Genomic DNA, 17,808 nt, shown 5'->3' with positions numbered 1-17,808 from the left:
GTAACTTCAACGCTGAAGCAACGTATGCACTGCTCAGCAAAGCCAAGCATGTCAGTTAAGGCAGTACCCAAATTAATCGTAAACCCTGATGGTGAACTGGCCACCGCCAATACTAGCCTGATAAATTCCACCCCCCAGGAGCAGACGAAAAACAATGAAACTACTCAACACCTATGAAGACCGTGACGAAGCTGAAGAAGCCGCTGAGAAACTAACTGGAGAGAAACGCCTGGCCAGCGAACGCGATGCCACACTCACCATCTACAACCTTTTTGGCATACCTAGCTGGGGTAACTTTCACCGTCTGGGCATGTACAACTTGGGTGAGCTAAAAAACATGCTGGAGCGTCGGTCGAGTTGGCAGTCCACCGACGAAACACGACATGCCGAGATAATCGCCACGCTAGAGACGGTAGCCAAAAACTATGGGATCGATGTGCCTGGGCACTGGCTGTAGTAACACAGGCCAGCGTCCAAGAATTCACTCAGACAATGCGGGCAAACATCTTGCTCAAGTAAGTCTGCCCGCCGTCCCCCATAAACAACACGTTGCGGCTTTCCAGATTGGCCTTCTTTGAAGGGTCGCCAACGTTGAGCAGGTCGGCGAATTTCGTCGGTGACAGCACGAAGGCATTCAAGACCAGCGGCGATTCGCCCGCCTTCGCACCCGCCGCCAGCGTTGCTTCCAGTCCCTTCACTTCCTTGTACAGACCCAGCTTGGGTGACCTGCCCCCCGATTTCAGTACCACGTCAAACTTAGTAGAGTCCGTTTTCCGAGCAGGAGACGGCAGTGAAAAAGCGTTTTACCGAAGAGCAGATTCTCGACTTCCTCAAGCAGGCGGAGGCCGGTGTGCCGGTGAAGGAACTGTGTCGCCGACACGGCTTCAGTGATGCCTCGTTCTACACTTGGCGGGCCGAGTTTGGCGGTATGACCGTGGCGGACGCCAAACGGTTGAAGGATCTTGAACTGGAAAAACAGCCGATTGAAGAAGTTGCTCGCCGAGGCCCACCTCGACATCGAGTCGCTGAAAGTGGTCGCCCGGGGAAAAGGGTAAGCCCGACAGCACGGCGGGAGGTGGTGCAGGAGATGCAGGCGCGAACCGGCATCTCCGAGCGTCGTGCCTGTCAGTTGATCGGGCTGTCCCGCTCGGTGTTGCGCTACCAGCCGCGAGCCAGTGGGCAAAACACCGAGCTGCAAGCCCAACTGGTGGAACTGGCCCAAGAGCGCCGGCGCTTTGGCTATCGCCGCCTGCACATCCTGCTGCGGCGTGCTGGCGTGCAGGTCAACCACAAGCGGATCTATCGCCTGTACCGCGCTGCCGGCTTGATGGTGAAACGGCTGCGCCGCCGCCATGGTGTCGCGGTGGAGCGCGAACGTCTGAGTTTGCCGAGCGCACCAAACCAGGTCTGGTCGATGGACTTCGTCTTCGATGCACTGAGCACCGGGCGGCGGATCAAATGCCTGACGGTGGTCGATGACTTCACCAAGGAGTCGGTCGGCATCCTGGTGGAGCACGGTATCAGCGGCTTTCGCGTCACACGGGCGCTGGACGAGATGGCGCGGTTTCGCGGCTACCCGAAAGCGATCCGCACCGACCAGGGGCCCGAGTTCACCGGCAAGGCACTCGATCAATGGGCCTATCAGCGCGACATCAAGCTGAAGCTGATTCAGCCTGGTAAGCCCACGCAGAATGCCTTCATCGAGTCGTTCAACGGTAAGTTCCGGGACGAATGCCTCAATGAGCACTGGTTCTGTTCGCTGGCCGAAGCGAGAATCCGCATCGCGGCCTGGCGGCGGGATTACAACGAACACCGACCGCACAGCGCGATTGGCAATCTCACCCCGGCAGAATTTGCTGCAAGTTGGCGAACTCGCCAGCAGCAGCTGAAGCAGGAAAAAATTAATATCAACCCCAGGGCCTACTAACTAGGCAGCGGTACTAAAGCTGGGGGCAGGTCATCGAAAACTGCAACGCCTTCCGCCATCCCGAAGAAGCCTGCATCGTCGCCGATGTTGATATGGCCGAAGAGATTGGCATCGCCCATGCGCAACACCAATTCACCTTTACTGCTCTTAATGTTGACCACGCGCACAACCTCATTTTCCCCCTTCGCTCAGCACAGCCCCCGCAGCATGGGCAGCGCATCGATCCAGGCAGGCCTTTCGCTCACATGGAAAAAGTTGACAAAGATTGTTAACCTTCGAGCCGTGAATTTTTACATACTAGGTAGCAGCTACATGAAGCCATGGTCAGCAGGAAATGCAATCAAATCTAGACGTAAGTCTCTGGACATGTCGCTAGAAGCTCTGGGAGAAAAGCTGGGCGTTACCAAGTCTTTCATGAGTTATGTCGAGTCAGACGAGCGCGCCCTTACTGAGGATCAGGCTTCGATTCTGTCAGGTATCGTGGGCATCCCAATCGATCTCCTACTGCTTAGCGCAGGCCGACTCCCAACGGATGTTAGAGAGGCAATCTCATCTGATGCCGCCGAGGTGACAGCATCCGTACGACAGCGCTTTGAGCAACACGCAGTTGAATATCCCGACCGTCCAACACGCCCCCTTCCGCCCGTGTCAAGCACGGACGAGCATCTTTCGTCCTCGGGCATCCCCGAGCGCGTCGAGGTTAGTAAATCCACGACCGAGTACCGGGCGCACAGCTATCACACCAAAGTTCCTCCCGAGGCGATTCGCCCCTTCATTCGAGCCCTTTCCAAGCCTGGAGACCTTGTCCTTGACCCTTTCTCGGGATCGGGCATGACAGGTGTCGCGGCGCTGATGGAAGGCCGCAATGCGCTGCTCTCCGATTTGTCGCCTGCTGCAGTCCACATTTCAAGAAACTACACAACGCCTTGTGACCCAAAGGAGTTCTCCAGGGCCCTCAAGAAGGTAGCGGAGCAGGTCGATCCAACCATGCGCTGGCTCTACCAACCTATCATGCAGCCAGGACAGACTATCGAGTACACAACTTGGAGTGATGTTTTCAGGTGCGGTGAATGCCAAAAGGACATTCTCTACTGGGATGTTGTCCATACGGCAGGTGGAACCGATGCTCGCGGGCTTACCTGTCCACACTGTGACACGTATCTGCGCAAAAGCGATCTCGTCTGGATATCGGAAATACCCGTGCAGACTCATGTGTCAGCCGGGAGCAGCAGAATCTCCGCCCACGCCCCAACCCAGCATGAGTTGGAATTGATCGAGGAAGCCAATGAAGCTCCCATCCCCTATTGGATACCCCGCGTTCCGTTCGGGTCCGAGCGCGAGATGTGGAGAGCCTCCCACACGGGCATGGGCATATCCGAAGTCAGTCACTTTTTCACCAGGCGGAACCTGCATGCCCTTGCCGCGCTTCGCCATTCGATTGTCACCACCTCGGAGGGACGCATCCGCGAAGCCTTGATGTTCGCCTTCACGGCCTGCGTCAACCGCGCTTCCCGCCGCTATCAATGGAACGCGAAGCGCCCCACGAACGTCATGACGGGCACTCTATACATCTCATCACTCCGATACGAGTGGAATGTCTGGAGCCTATTCCGGAGAAAAGCTGCCGACGTAAAACGATACTTTGAGAGATTCCCCGAAACGTCAGCCACAGCCCAGGTAATGAACAGGTCGGCCACAGACCTCTCCTGCCTGCCCGATGGCTCCGTATCCATGGTTTTCATGGACCCGCCTTTCGGATCCAACATCTTCTACGCGGACAGTTCCCTGCTGTGGGAGGCATGGCTTGGCTCCCTGACCGACAACACGGAGGAAATCGTGGTTAATAAGAGCCGAGGCAGGGTCGGGGGAGGAAAGACTATGGACGATTATGGTCATTTAATGACGAAGGCCTTTTCCGAGGCTGCGAGAGTATTGAAGCCAGGTGGCTATGCCGTGCTTGCCTTCTCGAACTCCGACGATCAGGTATGGATGGAAATTCAAAAGGCCATGGCGGAGGCGAAGCTCGAAACCCACACGGTGCACATCCTCGATAAAGGGCAACCGTCGATCAAAGGCGTTAAGGGCGTCACAGGCAAAGAGAGCGTAACAACGCTCGATCTTCTCATCACCATGAGGAGGCCTGCGCACTGCGCCAAGGACATGAGCAGTACTATGGCTTCGACGACCTTCATTGACGGGGCCGTCAAAAGCGCCCTCTTCAATGGGGCCAGCCGAACTGATGATATTTATTCGGCTGTAATTCAGGCCTTGCTCGCAAAGAACTACAGTCTTTCCGGAATCACGATGCCAAACATTGCGGAACGGTGCGCGCGCCTCGGCGCCAGTGAAGTCGGGGGCAAGTGGACCTTGCAAAACATGGAGGCCCAGGAAGAACGCGACTTTATCAAAGAATACCTTTCATCAAAAGATAGCCTTCCCATCACAACGATGGCTCCAGCCCCGAAGAAGGCACCAGCTGCGCCACTGGTTCCAGGCGGACGCAACAGTGCGCTCTACACAGCACATAGTTACCATACGAAGGTGCCGCCCGAGGCAATCATCCCTTTCATCGAGCACTTTACGAAACCGGGGGATGTGGTTCTGGATCCGTTTTGCGGATCCGGCATGACGGGTGTCGCGGCCGCCTTGGCCGGCCGCCTGGCAATTCTCAACGATCTGTCGCCCGCCGCCGTCCACCTCGCATGGAACCACACTCACCCTTGCGCCCCAGAGGATCTCGAAGCCGCGTTTGCCGAGATCGAGGGAAAAGTGGGCCCGCGTATGCGGGAAATTTATGGCACCACAGATGAGAGCGGTGCGCCTGCGCTGCTCCATTGGACAATGTGGAGCACCAGGCACAAGTGCCCCCACTGCAGAAAGAGCTTCGCTCTTTGGGATGCCATCGACCGATGCGAAGGGCGCATAGGCTCCACTATTACCTGCCCTCTTTGCGAGCACGAAGTGGTTCGAAAAAAACTCCCCACAATCGACTCGGTACCCGCCTGGCTTGCTTATGAGACGACGGACGGGCGGAGACTGGAGCGCAAGGCCGAGAAGAGCGACATCGCCAAGGCCCTATCATTTTCAAGAAAGGATATTGAGGACTGGTTCCCGTCGGTCGACATAGGCCCGGACAGGGAGATGTATATCCGCTGCGCACTCCAGAACAAGAATGTCAGGGAAGTTGCGGACTTCTACACAGACAGAAACCTACTCGCACTGTCGCTGATCTGGAGTGCCATCGTAGAGATAACCGATAAGCGCAAGAGACTGGCAATGGCCTTCGCCTTCACCAATACGTCGTGGCATGGAACGCGCATGCGGCGCTACAACGCGCGCGGCGGCCAGCGTCCGCTAACGGGAACACTCTATATTCCACAACTATCTTCGGAGTGCAACGTTTTCGAAGTCATGCGCAACAAGATCGCGCAGTTGAAAAGATACTATGCCACCTTCCAGCCTACGGCCGAACAGATGCCGTTTGTCTTGAACGGGAGCGCCACCGACCTCGCAGATGTGCAGGACGGGAGCATTGACTATGTCTTCACTGACCCGCCCTTCGGATCGAACCTTTTTTACGCCGACTGCAACCTGATCTGGGAGTCTTGGCTTGGCAGAATCACGGATCCAACCAATGAGGCGGTTGTCAACAAATCACTTGCCGAATCGGCCGGCGGTAAGACACTGGCTGGGTATGAAGCACTAATGACGGGAGCAATGCGCGAGATCGCTCGTGTACTTAAACCGGGCGGTTGGGCTACGGTCGTCTTCCATAACACCGACGGAGGAGTCTGGGCAGCCCTTCAGAGCGCGGCGAAGGAGGCCGGCTTTGAGTTCCACGAGGCGGCATCCCTTGATCGCAAGCAGCAGAGCCACAAAGGCTACAAGGGTCGCAGCGGGCAGGAGGACGTCGCCCATTTCGACGTAGTGATGAACCTTCGCAAACCCGAGAAAGTCAAGACAACCCCACCCAGGAAGACAGCCAAGGCATTCGACCTTCCGGCGCTAGTTGCCGAGCTTGCCACCACCCCCAAATTTGCGGTCCGCGGCGTCCAGGGAATTCATGCGGAAGTAATGCGCCGCCTGGCCTCCACGGATTCCAGTATTTTTGTCGACTTCTCAGACATCCGAGAACTGATGGAGAAAGCGTCACAACCGGAATAAGTTTCACTGATCGAGTAACGCCTGCACCAGATCCAGTAGCATCGATCCCTCGGCGCCATCCGGCCTCGCCGGAATGGCGCCAACACCATCGAACACCACAATTTCGCCCGGGCACTGGCGCCGACCGCCGCCCCTCTCAAAAAACACAAACTCCGTACCCGGATAAACCACAAAGGCAGCCTTCATATCCGTGATCGCATCCCGGTATGTGTGCATTTTGTACATATCAGCGCGGACGAATGAAGCCTCATCATCTTGAGCATCCTCCAACGATGTCAGCCAGTGCAATCGATACTTCGCGTCAAAGGCAAAACGCGCCCCATTGAGGGTCACAACGACGTCCGGCCTCAGCGGAGTAGAATAAGCGGCTCCTGCCGACCTGACGTAGGAGGGGTTGAAGGCGACGGCTACGCTGGCTGACAGTCGCACGACAAGGCCGCGATCAAGGCCTTCGCCCAGGACACTGCGCGAAACCGTTACAGAGCCAGCTGAGATACCCGTGGCAACGCAAACAGCTTCGAGCACCTTGAGGAACACCCAATATTCATACAACAGCGCGACATCCTTTCCTTGGAGCATCCGTTGGACCTCCCTTTCAGAAGTGGGCAAGGACTGATGCGCTCCCAGCTGCAGCCAAAGATCCAGAATGTCCTTGTAGCCCTCCACCTTGGCAAGAGCGTGAGTAGGGCCAGTGAATGCTGTTAGAACACCGACCTCCGACAGAAATAGCGACCTCGAGGCTGCCTCGAGAATGGTTGCCATTTCCCGGCAGTCGGAGCGCATTTGAATATGGATGCTGCGGTCATCGAGCAGCTTATATACGATGGCCAAGCACTCTCCGAGAAAGTGCTTGATAAAGCGGTTCTCGGGGGTGTCGAAAGACAGTCGCCGTGATGACACTGAAACCCGCGCTGGAAAATGCTCTACAGGAGGTACCCCAATTCTGAGGACCCGCGCTAACGGACTACCGGCGACAGCGTAGTGCTCACGTACCTTAATCAGTCGATCTGGCCGATTAAATATGTCGGTAACCGAGCGCGCATCGAAGCTACGAACCCGCTCAGCGGGAACTACCGGCCGCTCCAACACAAACCTCCGAGTCGGACTCCGCTCCACAACTGCAAAAAAATCTTGTAGGCGCAGTCCTGCCTCCCGCCGAAGGATGACTTCTCGCAGAAACTGCAGCTGGTGATACGGAATGGGAGACTTAGAGTCACCGGACGCAATCGCGGAAAAACCTGCGGGCGAACGCCACCCAAACACCAAGCTCGATGATAAACGCGATACCTGCTCGAGCAGGCCAGAAACCCCTTCCTCGCCGAGTTTGGATGAGGAAATCCGCAGGTTCACTCCGGCAAAGCGGGCCGTCCCTACAAAGTTTTTGAAAGCAAGCACGCCCATCTTGTCACCGATAGGTTCATAGCCCACTTCAAGCAGTGCACCAACTTCCGAGGCAGACGGCGGCTCCGGGAATTCAATGACGTACTCGACGTTCTCCGCCAGGTCGACAACGTCCCCGACAAGAGCTGAGCTCAACCCATCGCAGCGACGGGGGCGGTATTCGAATGCAATCTTACTCACTTGAAAAAGGTCACAAAGCCGAATCCGCGCAACCGTTCAAGCATTTCAAAACCACGGCAATAAGACTTCGGGAGCTTCGCTCCATCATCGCACCTGATAGTCTGAATGTCCTGGTCAGATCCGGGCATAGCGAGATCACGGAAATACCAAAGCAGAGTGCAAAGAGTTTCCTCCAGCCGCGCTCGGTTCCCCTGAATACGCGGCAAGACCTTCTGCAGAATAGCCGCATCAAGTGCTCGGAGCATGGCAGTATCGTTTACGTCCTCAGGGAGGATGCTGCTGTAAATCTGCATGAAACAACCGATCTCTGAGGCAGATCTATAGCCAAAGTGAAGCTGTGCCCTTTCCAAAATCCGGTTTATCGAGACAAGGTGGTCATGCGCTTCTTGTGACAAATCCTTAAACGCAGCGGTCGTGGGTAAACGGAAGGGCGGTAATTCTTCAGGAAAGCGGTAGCCGTTCTGAACAGCTGCGGCAACACCATACCTCATACCATCCAAGTCAACCTCATTGAACTCAATCACCATCGAACGGTCTAGCACCTTAGGACTGAAGCTAAAAGTCGTTTCGTCGACGTTGACGGTCCCAGTCACTATCAGATTGGTGGGGATAGGTAAAGCATTTGGAACGTCCACATCGACGGCGGCCTGGCCAGGGCCGATGAGGCTGGCAATTGCAGAAGCATGTCGATGCAGTGGAATGGGTTGCTGACTGATCGCACCGTCTTGTTGGTACCGCCTACTCTCCGCACACGCAAGCCAGTCGCTGAAATAGTGCTCTACGCGCGCCAAGTTCATCTCATCGAGTAGCATGAAATAACGGGGCGCGGCAGCCTTTTCCGGGGCATCCTCCAGAGCCTTTGCGGCTCTGAGCATTAGGTCTAGAGCTTGAGTCGACTCGTATCTTCCGGTGATCGGGTTCACAAAACCGATAATGGACTGATTGTCGATCCAGTCAGGCCGCACGGGCACTAGGGCAAAACGAGATTTATCGCTCTTGCCTTTATCGGGAGCAAAGATAAATGCATCACCAACTGCAGGCGCACGACCTGCCGGCTTAGTAGTTGGAAGCACTTCCGTAGTTGAAGAGTAGAATTCCGCCACCAGTTCCGCCATCTTCGACTTGCCTGTGCCGCTAACACCGGCCAGGATCACAAATGGCTTAGCAGCAATGGATGCGACATACCTAGCCAGCAGGTCTGGCTCAAAGTAGAAGCCCCGATCAAGACAGAATTGCCAGAGTGATACGTTGGTGCCTCCAGTTATTTGGGGGACGCTGCTTGTCGCCATCGCCCCCGATAGCAAGGCCTTATGATTTTTGAGATATTCGGGAAAAAGTTCGGGCTTAAGAGTCACAATGCTGGCCACGCCGAAGGAAGCATCCTTAGTCAGGCGGTGTATCCCTGTAACCAGCGCCGCGTTAATATCCTCCTCCTTTACCTGGACCGACGGGGATCCTTCCCCCTTCTCCATGCGCTTCTCCAACCATCGCCTGTCGTAGGCCACCAGAACACGCCGACTCGGCGAATAGCCCATGACCAGGTCAATGGCTCCGTCATGGTCCATACCAACCCCCTTGGAGGGAGCGTTGGTAATCTGGATACGGTTTTCCTTTGCGTCACGGCCGCCACCACCATGAGTAATCTCATAAACCCAGAGGCGAAATTTCCTGAAATCGCCCACATCATCAGTCCACTCCAGCATGACTGGATTCTGCGGCGAGGAAGGAACGCTCGAGCATCCGTATCCAGTGGAAGCGAACCCGCTGGTCATTTCCTGTAGATCTTTTATCGAAAGAGCCATCTATCGAATCTTTTGCAGCCTATGTTGAGATTGCCATAGATAGTCTCAGTTCTGAGCGCGGGGGTAAATGCCTCTCATGAGGCTTAAAAGACAGGTCTGAGCAGGGAGTCCTGCCATAGCCAGATCACTTCAGAAGCGAAGCCCCATACAATCACGATCATGCGCAGGCGAAGCGCGTCAGCGCATTGGGTGCTCGAGGGGGATATTCGTGACTGTTTCGAAAACATCAGCCACGACTGGCTGCTCGCCAACGCGACCACGGATAAAGCGATTCTGCGCAAATGGCTTCGAGCGGGGTATGTCGATCAGGGAAGGGTTCGCCCATGCTGACGGCCATACAGAACCTGGGCGTGATGCCCTCGTTCAGCCGCCCCCGGGCAAGCAATGACAACGCCTACACCGAGGCTCTGTTCCGCACGATCAAGTACTGCCCACTGTGGCCGGAGCTGCCCTTCGATACGCTCGAGCAAGCCAGGATCTGGGCAAACCGTTTCGTGGACTGGTACAACACCAGCACCGCCACAGTGCACTGAAGTTCGTGACCCCAGCGCAGCGACATGCTGGCCAGACGGAAGAACTGCTGCAAAGACGTACGATCTGTATGAGGTGGCGCGCGCACGACAGCGGAGCGCTGGAGTGGCAACATCAGGAATTGGCCGCTGGCACCGATCGCGTACCTGAACCCGAAGCGTGACACACTCACGCAACAACCACCTTGAAATCCGCCGCCTACACCCCCTCAGCAACACGCTCGAATGACGTGGCATGAAGGCAGTCTCAATTGGCAACCAAAATAGGCAAATTCGAATTAGCAACGGATAACGCCCGGCATAAAAAACCCAAGCACCCGTAAGTGCTTGGGTTTTTTAGGGTTTTTTGGTCGGGACGGAGTGATTCGAACACTCGACCCCTTGCACCCCATGCAAGTGCGCTACCAGGCTGCGCTACGCCCCGACTGTACTTCCGAGCTCAGTGGCTGTGCTTCCGAAGTGAGCCGCACTATATACTAAGCTTCTGATAAGTGGAAGTTTTTTTTGCTTCCGTCACTTCTTCAGGACCAGCAGGACTTCTTCCAGCTCGGCGATCATCTGGCGGATGAGCTGCTTGTACTGGGTGACGTCGTCCTTGGCCTCGTCGCCGGAGAGGCGCTGGCGCGCCCCGCCGATGGTGAAGCCCTGGTCGTAGAGGAGCGCGCGGATCTGGCGGATCATCAGCACGTCCTGGCGCTGATAATAGCGGCGGTTTCCGCGGCGCTTCACCGGGTTGAGCTGCGGGAACTCCTGCTCCCAATAGCGCAGCACGTGGGGTTTGACCGCGCACAAGTCGCTGACTTCGCCGATGGTGAAGTAGCGCTTGCCGGGAATCGGTGGCAGCTCGTCGTTATGACTTGGTTCCAGCATATGCCTCAACCCTGGCCTTCAGTTTCTGCCCTGGACGAAAGGTGACAACGCGGCGAGCCGTGATCGGGATTTCCTCACCGGTCTTCGGGTTGCGCCCGGGGCGCTGGCGCTTGTCGCGCAGGTCGAAGTTGCCGAAACCGGACAGCTTGACCTGCTCGTTATGCTCCAGCGCCTGGCGGATCTCTTCGAAGAACAGCTCCACCAACTCCTTGGCTTCCCGTTTGTTCAGGCCCAGCTCTTCGTACAGACGTTCCGCAATTTCAGCTTTCGTCAGAGCCCCCATACGCTATTTCCTTAACGTGGCATTGAACCTTTCTTCCAACGACGTGACGATGTTCTGCGTCGTGCTATTGACTTCATCGTCATTAAGAGTGCGCGATGGATGCTGCCAGGTCAAGCCGACGGCAAGGCTTTTTCTATGCGGATCAATGCCTTTACCGTGATACACATCAAACAGCCTGAGGTCCGTCAGCCATTCGCCGGCCGCCGCACGGATTTGTGTCAGGATGTCTTGTGCCGGCACGTCCTGGTCCACCAGCAGCGCCAGGTCGCGGCGCACTTCGGGGAAGCGCGACAGCTCGCGGAACTTCGGCAGGTGGCCATCGACCACTTCGGCCAGCAGCAGCTCGAAGAGGAACACCGGCTGCTCGAGGTCGAGTTTCTTCGCCAGTTCCGGATGTAGCGCGCCCAGGTAGCCGACCAGCCGCCCGTCCCGCTCGATGCGCGCGGTCTGTCCCGGGTGCAGCGCCGGGTGCTCGCCGGGTACGAAGCTGAAGTCGCCGAGGGCACCGGCACTGGCCAGCACTGCCTCGACATCGGCCTTGGCGTCGAAGAAGTCCACGCCGTCACGGCCGTTGGCCCAGCCTTCCGGCAGGCGCTTGCCGCAGATGGCGCCGGCGAGCATGGCTTCCTGCTTCAGGCCTTCCAGTTGACCGACGAAGCGCAGGCCGCTTTCGAACAGGCGGACCCGCGACTGCTGGCGGTTGAGGTTGTGCTGCAGCGCCTTGACCAAGCCCGGCCAGAGGCTGGAACGCATCGCCGCCATGTCGGCGGAGATCGGGTTGGCCAGGGTCAGCGGCTGGGTGCCCGGATCGAACAGTTCGAACAGGGCCGGATCGATGAAGCTGAAGGTGATCGCTTCCTGGTAGCCGCGGGCGACCAGCAGGCGCCGCAGCAGCGGCAGCGCGGCGCGCGCTTCCGGCTTGTTGTTCGGCGCCAGGCGCGCCTGCGGGTAGCGCACCGGCAGGCGGTTGTAGCCGTAGAGACGGGCCAGTTCCTCGATCAGGTCGACTTCCAGGGAAATGTCGAAGCGATGGCTCGGAACGCCGACCGACCATTGCCCTTCCCCATCGGCCATCACAGTCAGTTCCAGGGCTTGCAGCAGGCGCACGATCTCGGCGGCGTCCAGCAGCATGCCGAGCATCTGGGTCACACGCTCGGCGCGCAGGGTGATCGGCGCGACCTTCGGCAGGTGCGCTTCGCTGAGCTGCTCGACGATCGGCCCCGGCTCGCCGCCGACGATGTCGAGGATCAGGCGCGTCGCGCGCTCCATGGCCTTGCGCGCCAACTGGCTGTCGACGCCGCGCTCGAAGCGGTGCGAGGAGTCGGTGTGCAGGCCATAGGAGCGGGCCTTGCCGGCCAGGGCGATGGTGTCGAAGAATGCGGCTTCGAGGAACAGGTCGCGGGTGCTGTCGCTGACGCCGCTGTGCTCGCCGCCCATCACCCCGGCGATGGCCAGGGCGCGCTGGTGGTCGGCGATTACCAGGGTGTCGGCGCGCAGGGTGACTTCCTGGCCGTCGAGCAGGACCAGCTTCTCGCCGTCCTCGGCCATGCGCACGCGCACGCCGCCGTTGATCTCGGCGAGGTCGAAGGCGTGCATCGGCTGGCCCAGTTCGATCATCACGTAGTTGGTGACGTCGACCACCGGGTCGATGCTGCGGATGTCGGAACGGCGCAGGCGCTCGACCATCCACAACGGGGTCGGCCGGCTCAGGTCGACGTTGCGGATCACCCGGCCGAGATAGCGCGGGCAGGCGGCCGGCGCGGCGAGTTCGACCGGACGGGTCTCGTCGTGCTGCGCGGCGACCGCATCCACCGCCACCGCCGCCAGCGGTACGTCGTAGATGGCGCTGACTTCGCGGGCCAGGCCGGCGAGCGACAGGCAGTCGCCGCGGTTCGGAGTCAGGCCGACCTCGATGGTGTAGTCGTCCAGTTCCAGGTAGGTGCGGATGTCCTGGCCGACCGGCGCGTCGGCCGGCAGCTCGAGCAGACCGGCATTCTCTTCGCTGATCTGCAATTCCTTGGCCGAGCAGAGCATGCCGAAAGACTCGACGCCGCGCAGCTTGGCTTTCTTGATCTTGAAGTCGCCCGGCAGTTCGGCGCCGATCATGGCGAAGGGAATCTTCAGGCCCGCGCGCACGTTGGGCGCGCCGCAGACGACCTGGAAGGTCTCGCTGCCGTTGCTGACCTGGCAGACGCACAGCTTGTCGGCGTCCGGATGCTGTTCGGTCGAGAGCACCTCGCCGACTACCACGCCGCTGAAGGCGCCGGCGACCGGCAGGTCGGCGTCGACCTCGAGGCCGACCATGGACAGGCGAGCGACCAACTCGTCATGGGAAACCTGCGGATTTGCCCAGCTCCGCAGCCACTTTTCACTGAATTTCATCCTGTTCTCCTAAGGAATCCGGTTGCGTTCTGGCCTAGCGGAATTGTCCGAGGAAGCGCAGATCGTTATCGAAGAACAGACGCAGGTCGTTCACCCCGTAGCGCAGCATGGCCAGGCGCTCAGCACCCATGCCGAAGGCGAAGCCCTGGAATTTCTCGGGATCGATGTTGGACATGCGCAGCACGTTCGGGTGCACCATGCCGCAACCCATGACTTCCAGCCAGCCGGTCTGCTTGCATACGCGGCAACCGTTGCCGCTGCAGATCACGCACTGGATGTCCACTTCGGCCGAGGGCTCGGTGAAGGGGAAGAAGGACGGACGGAAGCGCACTTCGAGCTGCTTCTCGAAGAAGGCGCGGAGGAATTCCTCGATGGTGCCCTTGAGGTCGGCGAAGCTGACGCCCTCGTCCACCAGCAGGCCTTCCACCTGGTGGAACATCGGCGAGTGGGTCAGGTCGGAGTCGCAGCGGTAGACGCGCCCCGGGCAGACAATGCGGATCGGCGGCTGCTGGGACTCCATGGTCCGTACCTGCACCGGTGAGGTGTGGGTACGCAGCAGCATGTTCGCATTGAAATAGAAAGTGTCGTGCATGGCACGCGCCGGGTGGTGGCCCGGAATGTTGAGCGCTTCGAAGTTGTGGTAGTCGTCTTCGACTTCCGGGCCTTCGGCGACTTCGTAGCCGATGCGGCTGAAGCACTGCTCGATGCGCTCCAGCGTGCGGGTGACCGGATGCAGGCCGCCGCTCGGCTGGCCGCGACCAGGCAGGGTGACATCGATGCGCTCCGCGGCCAGCCGGGCGGCCAGCGCGGCCCCTTCCAGCTCGGTCTTACGCACGTTCAGCGCATCCTGGACCTTTTCCTTGGCCACGTTGATCAGCGCGCCGACCTTCGGCCGCTCTTCGGCCGGCAGGTCGCCCAGGGTCTTCATCACCTGGGTCAGTTCGCCTTTCTTGCCGAGGTAGTGAACCCGGATCTGCTCCAGGGCATTGACGTCTTCGGTGTGTCGCACAGCCTCCAATGCTTGAGAGACCAGCGCATCCAGGTTTTCCATGTATGGACTCCAGATACAAAATAGGGGAAGAGCGGTAAGGCTCTTCCCCTATCGGTGACGTTACGTCCGGACCGAGGTCCGGTGATTGTCGTAGGGCTTAAGCCAAGCTTGCCTTCGCTTTCTCGACAATCGCGGTAAACGCCGCTTTTTCGTTCACTGCCAGATCGGCCAGGACCTTACGGTCGATCTCGATGGCCGCCTTTTTCAGGCCGGCGATCAGGCGGCTGTAGGACAGACCGTTCTGACGAGCACCAGCGTTGATACGGGCGATCCACAGTGCGCGGAACTGACGCTTGCGCTGACGGCGGTCACGGTAGGCGTATTGGCCAGCCTTGATCACCGCCTGCTTGGCAACGCGGAACACGCGCGAGCGTGCACCGTAGTAGCCCTTGGCGAGCTTCAGAATTTTCTTGTGACGACGACGGGCGATAACGCCACGCTTAACACGAGCCATGAATTAATCCTCTACCTTAATAATCAGCGCAGACGCAGGGAGCGTTCTACGCGCGCAACGTCAGACTTGTTCAGCATCGAGGTGCCGCGCAGTTGACGCTTACGCTTGGTGGTCATCTTGGTCAGGATGTGGCTCTTGAAGGCGTGCTTGTGCTTGAGGCCACCAGCAGTCTTCTTGAAGCGCTTGGCCGCGCCACTTTTGGTCTTCATCTTTGGCATGTTCGGATACTCCGCATTGAGTGATTACGCATAACCGCAAGGCCTGCCAGTGCCCTGGTGGTTACTTTTTCTTCTTGGGAGCGATGACCATCATCAGCTGGCGTCCTTCCAGCTTAGGATGCTGCTCGACGGTGCCGTATTCCACGAGGTCGGCTTCGACCCGCTTCAACAGCTCCATCCCCAGCTCCTGGTGGGCCATCTCACGACCGCGGAATCGCAGGGATACCTTGGCCTTGTCCCCATCGCTAAGGAAACGTACCAGGTTGCGTAGTTTTACCTGGTAATCCCCTTCTTCCGTCCCTGGACGAAACTTGATTTCTTTGACCTGAGCCTGCTTCTGGTTCTTCTTGGCGACCGCAGCCTGCTTCTTCTTCTCGAACAGGTGCTTGCCGTAGTCCATGATGCGGCAGACAGGAGGCACCGCGTCGGCCGAAATCTCAACCAGGTCCAGCTTCGCCTCTTCGGCTAGGCGGATCGCCTCATCGATCGAAACAACACCAACCTGCTGGCCATCAGCTCCAATCAACCGTACCTCACGAGCCGAGATGTTCTCGTTGATCGGGGGTTTCGGTTGAGCTCGCTTATCCTGTCTCATTTCACGCTTAATAATGATTACTCCGAGTCTTGGCGACCACGCCGGGAAACCGTCTGTGCCAACAGCTCAGCGAACTGGGTGACGGGCATGGAGCCCAGGTCTTCCCCTTCGCGCGTACGCACCGCGACGGCCTTCGATTCAACTTCCCGATCTCCAATAACCAAGAGATAGGGAACCTTGAGCAAAGTATGCTCGCGGATTTTAAAGCCGATCTTCTCGTTTCTCAAGTCGGACTTGGCACGGAATCCGCTTTCCCCGAGGATCCGCACCACCTCGGCGGCGAAATCGGCCTGCTTGTCGGTGATGTTCATCACCACCGCCTGGGTCGGCGCCAGCCAGGCCGGGAAGGCCCCGGCGTAGTGCTCGATGAGCATGCCGATGAAGCGCTCGAACGACCCGAGGATCGCGCGGTGCAGCATCACCGGGCGCTTGCGGTTGTTGTCCTCGGCGATGTAGCTGGCGTCCAGGCGCTCCGGCAGGTTCGGGTCGTATTGCAGGGTGCCGCACTGCCAGTTGCGGCCGAGGCAGTCCTTCAGGGTGAACTCGATCTTCGGCCCGTAGAACGCGCCCTCGCCCGGCTGGTATTCCCAGGCCAGGCCGGACTCGTTCAGCGCATCGGCCAGCGCGCCTTCGGCGCGATCCCACAGTTCGTCGGAACCGACGCGCTTGGCCGGACGGGTCGACAGCTTCATGGCGATATCGGTGAAGCCGAAGTCGCGGTAGACCTGCAAGGTCAGCTTGATGAAATCGGCCGCTTCTTTCTTCACCTGCTCTTCGGTGCAGAAGATATGCGCGTCGTCCTGGGTGAAGCCGCGTACGCGCATGATCCCATGCAGCGCGCCGGACGGCTCGTTGCGGTGGCAGGCGCCGAACTCGGCGAGGCGCAGCGGCAGGTCGCGGTAGGACTTCAGGCCCTGGTTGAAGATCTGCACGTGGCACGGGCAGTTCATCGGCTTGACCGCGTAGTCGCGGCTTTCCGACGCGGTGGTGAACATGTTCTCGGCGTAGTTCGACCAGTGGCCCGAACGCTCCCAGAGGATGCGGTCGACCACCTGCGGGGTACGCACTTCGACGTAGCCATGGTCACGCTGGACCTTGCGCATGTACTGCTCGAGCACCTGGTAGACGCTCCAGCCGTTCGGGTGCCAGAACACCATGCCCGGCGCTTCTTCCTGCAGGTGGAACAGGTCGAGCTGCTTGCCGATGCGGCGATGGTCGCGCTTCTCGGCCTCTTCGATGCGCTGGATGTAGGCCGCCAGTTGCTTCTTGTCGGCCCAGGCGGTGCCATAGATACGTTGCAGCTGCTCGTTCTTCGAGTCACCGCGCCAGTAGGCGCCGGAAATCTTGGTCAGCTGGAACGCCTTGAGGAAGCGGGTGTTCGGCACGTGCGGACCGCGGCACATGTCCACGTACTCCTCATGGAAGTACAGGCCCATGGCCTTCTCGTCCGGCATGTCGTCGATCAGGCGCAGCTTGTAGTCTTCGCCACGCGACTTGAACAGCTCGATGACCTCGGCGCGCGGGGTCATCTTCTTGATCACGTCGTAGTCCTTGTCGATCAGCTCGCGCATGCGCTGCTGGATCGCCGCCATGTCCTCGGGGGTGAAGGGGCGCTCGAAGAAGATGTCGTAGTAGAAGCCTTCCTCGATCACCGGGCCGATGACCATCTTCGCGGTCGGATAGAGCTGCTTGACCGCATGGCCGACCAGGTGGGCGCAGGAGTGGCGGATGATCTCCAGTCCTTCCTCGTCCTTGGGCGTGATGATCTGCAGGGTCGCGTCGCGCTCGATGGTGTCGCAGGCGTCGACCAGGCGGCCGTCGACCTTGCCGGCGAGGGTCGCCTTGGCCAGGCCCGCGCCGATGGATTGGGCCACCTCGGCCACGGAGACCGGGTGATCGAAGGAACGTTGACTGCCGTCGGGAAGAGTAATGATGGGCATGGCGCCTCCTC

15 protein-coding genes, 1 tRNA gene and 1 pseudogene are annotated in these 17,808 nt (G+C 58.9%); 4 read left to right on the top strand and 13 right to left on the bottom strand.

Going from position 1 to position 17,808, the window contains the following annotated elements; translation table 11 throughout:
* The first annotated feature begins 154 nt into the window (after positions 1-154).
* Complete coding sequence (locus B7D75_RS11600; RefSeq protein ID WP_107114019.1) at positions 155-457, top strand: hypothetical protein; 303 nt, start codon at positions 155-157, stop codon at positions 455-457.
* A 28-nt stretch (positions 458-485) separates the two neighbouring features.
* Here the strand turns inward: B7D75_RS11600 and B7D75_RS11595 are convergent, their stop codons facing one another.
* A complete protein-coding gene (locus B7D75_RS11595) occupies positions 486-749 on the bottom strand; it encodes a hypothetical protein (RefSeq protein WP_196702484.1) in 264 nt (87 codons plus the stop codon).
* A 41-nt stretch (positions 750-790) separates the two neighbouring features.
* Between B7D75_RS11595 and B7D75_RS11590 the strand changes: the two are divergent.
* Positions 791-1,795 (top strand): annotated as a pseudogene (locus B7D75_RS11590) (IS3 family transposase); the annotation flags it as partial.
* 128 nt (positions 1,796-1,923) lie between these two features.
* Here the strand turns inward: B7D75_RS11590 and B7D75_RS29915 are convergent.
* Complete coding sequence (locus B7D75_RS29915) at positions 1,924-2,046, bottom strand: hypothetical protein (protein ID WP_260394365.1); 123 nt, start codon at positions 2,044-2,046, stop codon at positions 1,924-1,926.
* Here B7D75_RS29915 and B7D75_RS11585 point away from each other — a divergent pair.
* A complete protein-coding gene (locus tag B7D75_RS11585) occupies positions 2,045-6,091 on the top strand; it encodes a DNA methyltransferase (protein WP_161971253.1) in 4,047 nt (1,348 codons plus the stop codon). The two genes, B7D75_RS29915 and B7D75_RS11585, sit on opposite strands and share 2 nt — an antisense overlap.
* A gap of 3 nt (positions 6,092-6,094) precedes the next feature.
* Here B7D75_RS11585 and B7D75_RS11580 read toward each other — a convergent pair whose 3' ends face one another.
* Entirely contained in the window at positions 6,095-7,672 is a 1,578-nt protein-coding gene (locus B7D75_RS11580) for a DUF2357 domain-containing protein (protein WP_109301403.1), read from the bottom strand.
* Positions 7,669-9,375: a hypothetical protein gene (locus B7D75_RS11575; protein WP_107114016.1), complete on the bottom strand. Its 1,707-nt coding sequence runs from the start codon at positions 9,373-9,375 to the stop codon at positions 7,669-7,671. Before B7D75_RS11575 ends, B7D75_RS11580 begins: the two co-directional genes overlap by 4 nt.
* A 422-nt stretch (positions 9,376-9,797) precedes the next feature.
* Between B7D75_RS11575 and B7D75_RS11565 the strand changes: the two genes are divergently transcribed.
* Complete coding sequence (locus B7D75_RS11565) at positions 9,798-10,007, top strand: integrase core domain-containing protein (protein ID WP_161971255.1); 210 nt, start codon at positions 9,798-9,800, stop codon at positions 10,005-10,007.
* 344 nt (positions 10,008-10,351) lie between these two features.
* Here B7D75_RS11565 and B7D75_RS11560 read toward each other — a convergent pair.
* From B7D75_RS11560 to thrS, 9 genes are all read right to left on the bottom strand, one after another.
* Positions 10,352-10,428, bottom strand: a tRNA-Pro gene (locus B7D75_RS11560).
* 89 nt (positions 10,429-10,517) lie between these two features.
* Complete coding sequence (locus tag B7D75_RS11555; RefSeq protein WP_003090655.1) at positions 10,518-10,874, bottom strand: MerR family transcriptional regulator; 357 nt, start codon at positions 10,872-10,874, stop codon at positions 10,518-10,520.
* Entirely contained in the window at positions 10,855-11,157 is a 303-nt protein-coding gene (ihfA, locus tag B7D75_RS11550; protein WP_003090661.1) for an integration host factor subunit alpha, read from the bottom strand. Before ihfA ends, B7D75_RS11555 begins: the two co-directional genes overlap by 20 nt.
* A gap of 3 nt (positions 11,158-11,160) precedes the next feature.
* A complete protein-coding gene (gene pheT / locus B7D75_RS11545; RefSeq protein WP_107114014.1) occupies positions 11,161-13,539 on the bottom strand; it encodes a phenylalanine--tRNA ligase subunit beta in 2,379 nt (792 codons plus the stop codon).
* A gap of 34 nt (positions 13,540-13,573) precedes the next feature.
* Positions 13,574-14,590, bottom strand: a complete 1,017-nt coding sequence (gene pheS / locus B7D75_RS11540; protein ID WP_012075399.1) for a phenylalanine--tRNA ligase subunit alpha — start codon at positions 14,588-14,590, stop codon at positions 13,574-13,576.
* Between the two features lie 97 nt (positions 14,591-14,687).
* A complete protein-coding gene (gene rplT, locus B7D75_RS11535) occupies positions 14,688-15,044 on the bottom strand; it encodes a 50S ribosomal protein L20 (protein ID WP_003099086.1) in 357 nt (118 codons plus the stop codon).
* A 23-nt stretch (positions 15,045-15,067) separates the two neighbouring features.
* Positions 15,068-15,262 carry a 50S ribosomal protein L35 gene (gene rpmI / locus B7D75_RS11530; protein WP_003090673.1) on the bottom strand — a complete coding sequence of 65 codons (195 nt, stop codon included), beginning with the start codon at positions 15,260-15,262 and terminating at the stop codon, positions 15,068-15,070.
* 61 nt (positions 15,263-15,323) lie between these two features.
* Complete coding sequence (gene infC, locus B7D75_RS11525) at positions 15,324-15,875, bottom strand: translation initiation factor IF-3 (protein ID WP_170870637.1); 552 nt, start codon at positions 15,873-15,875, stop codon at positions 15,324-15,326.
* Entirely contained in the window at positions 15,875-17,797 is a 1,923-nt protein-coding gene (gene thrS, locus B7D75_RS11520; RefSeq protein ID WP_107114013.1) for a threonine--tRNA ligase, read from the bottom strand. Before thrS ends, infC begins: the two co-directional genes overlap by 1 nt.
* Between the last annotated feature and the right edge of the window lie 11 nt (positions 17,798-17,808).

It is taken from the genome of Pseudomonas paraeruginosa, assembly GCF_003025345.2.
GTDB lineage: Bacteria > Pseudomonadota > Gammaproteobacteria > Pseudomonadales > Pseudomonadaceae > Pseudomonas > Pseudomonas paraeruginosa.
The sequence above is the reverse complement of the archived record's forward strand: the minus strand, read 5'-3'. Positions and strand labels throughout refer to the sequence as shown.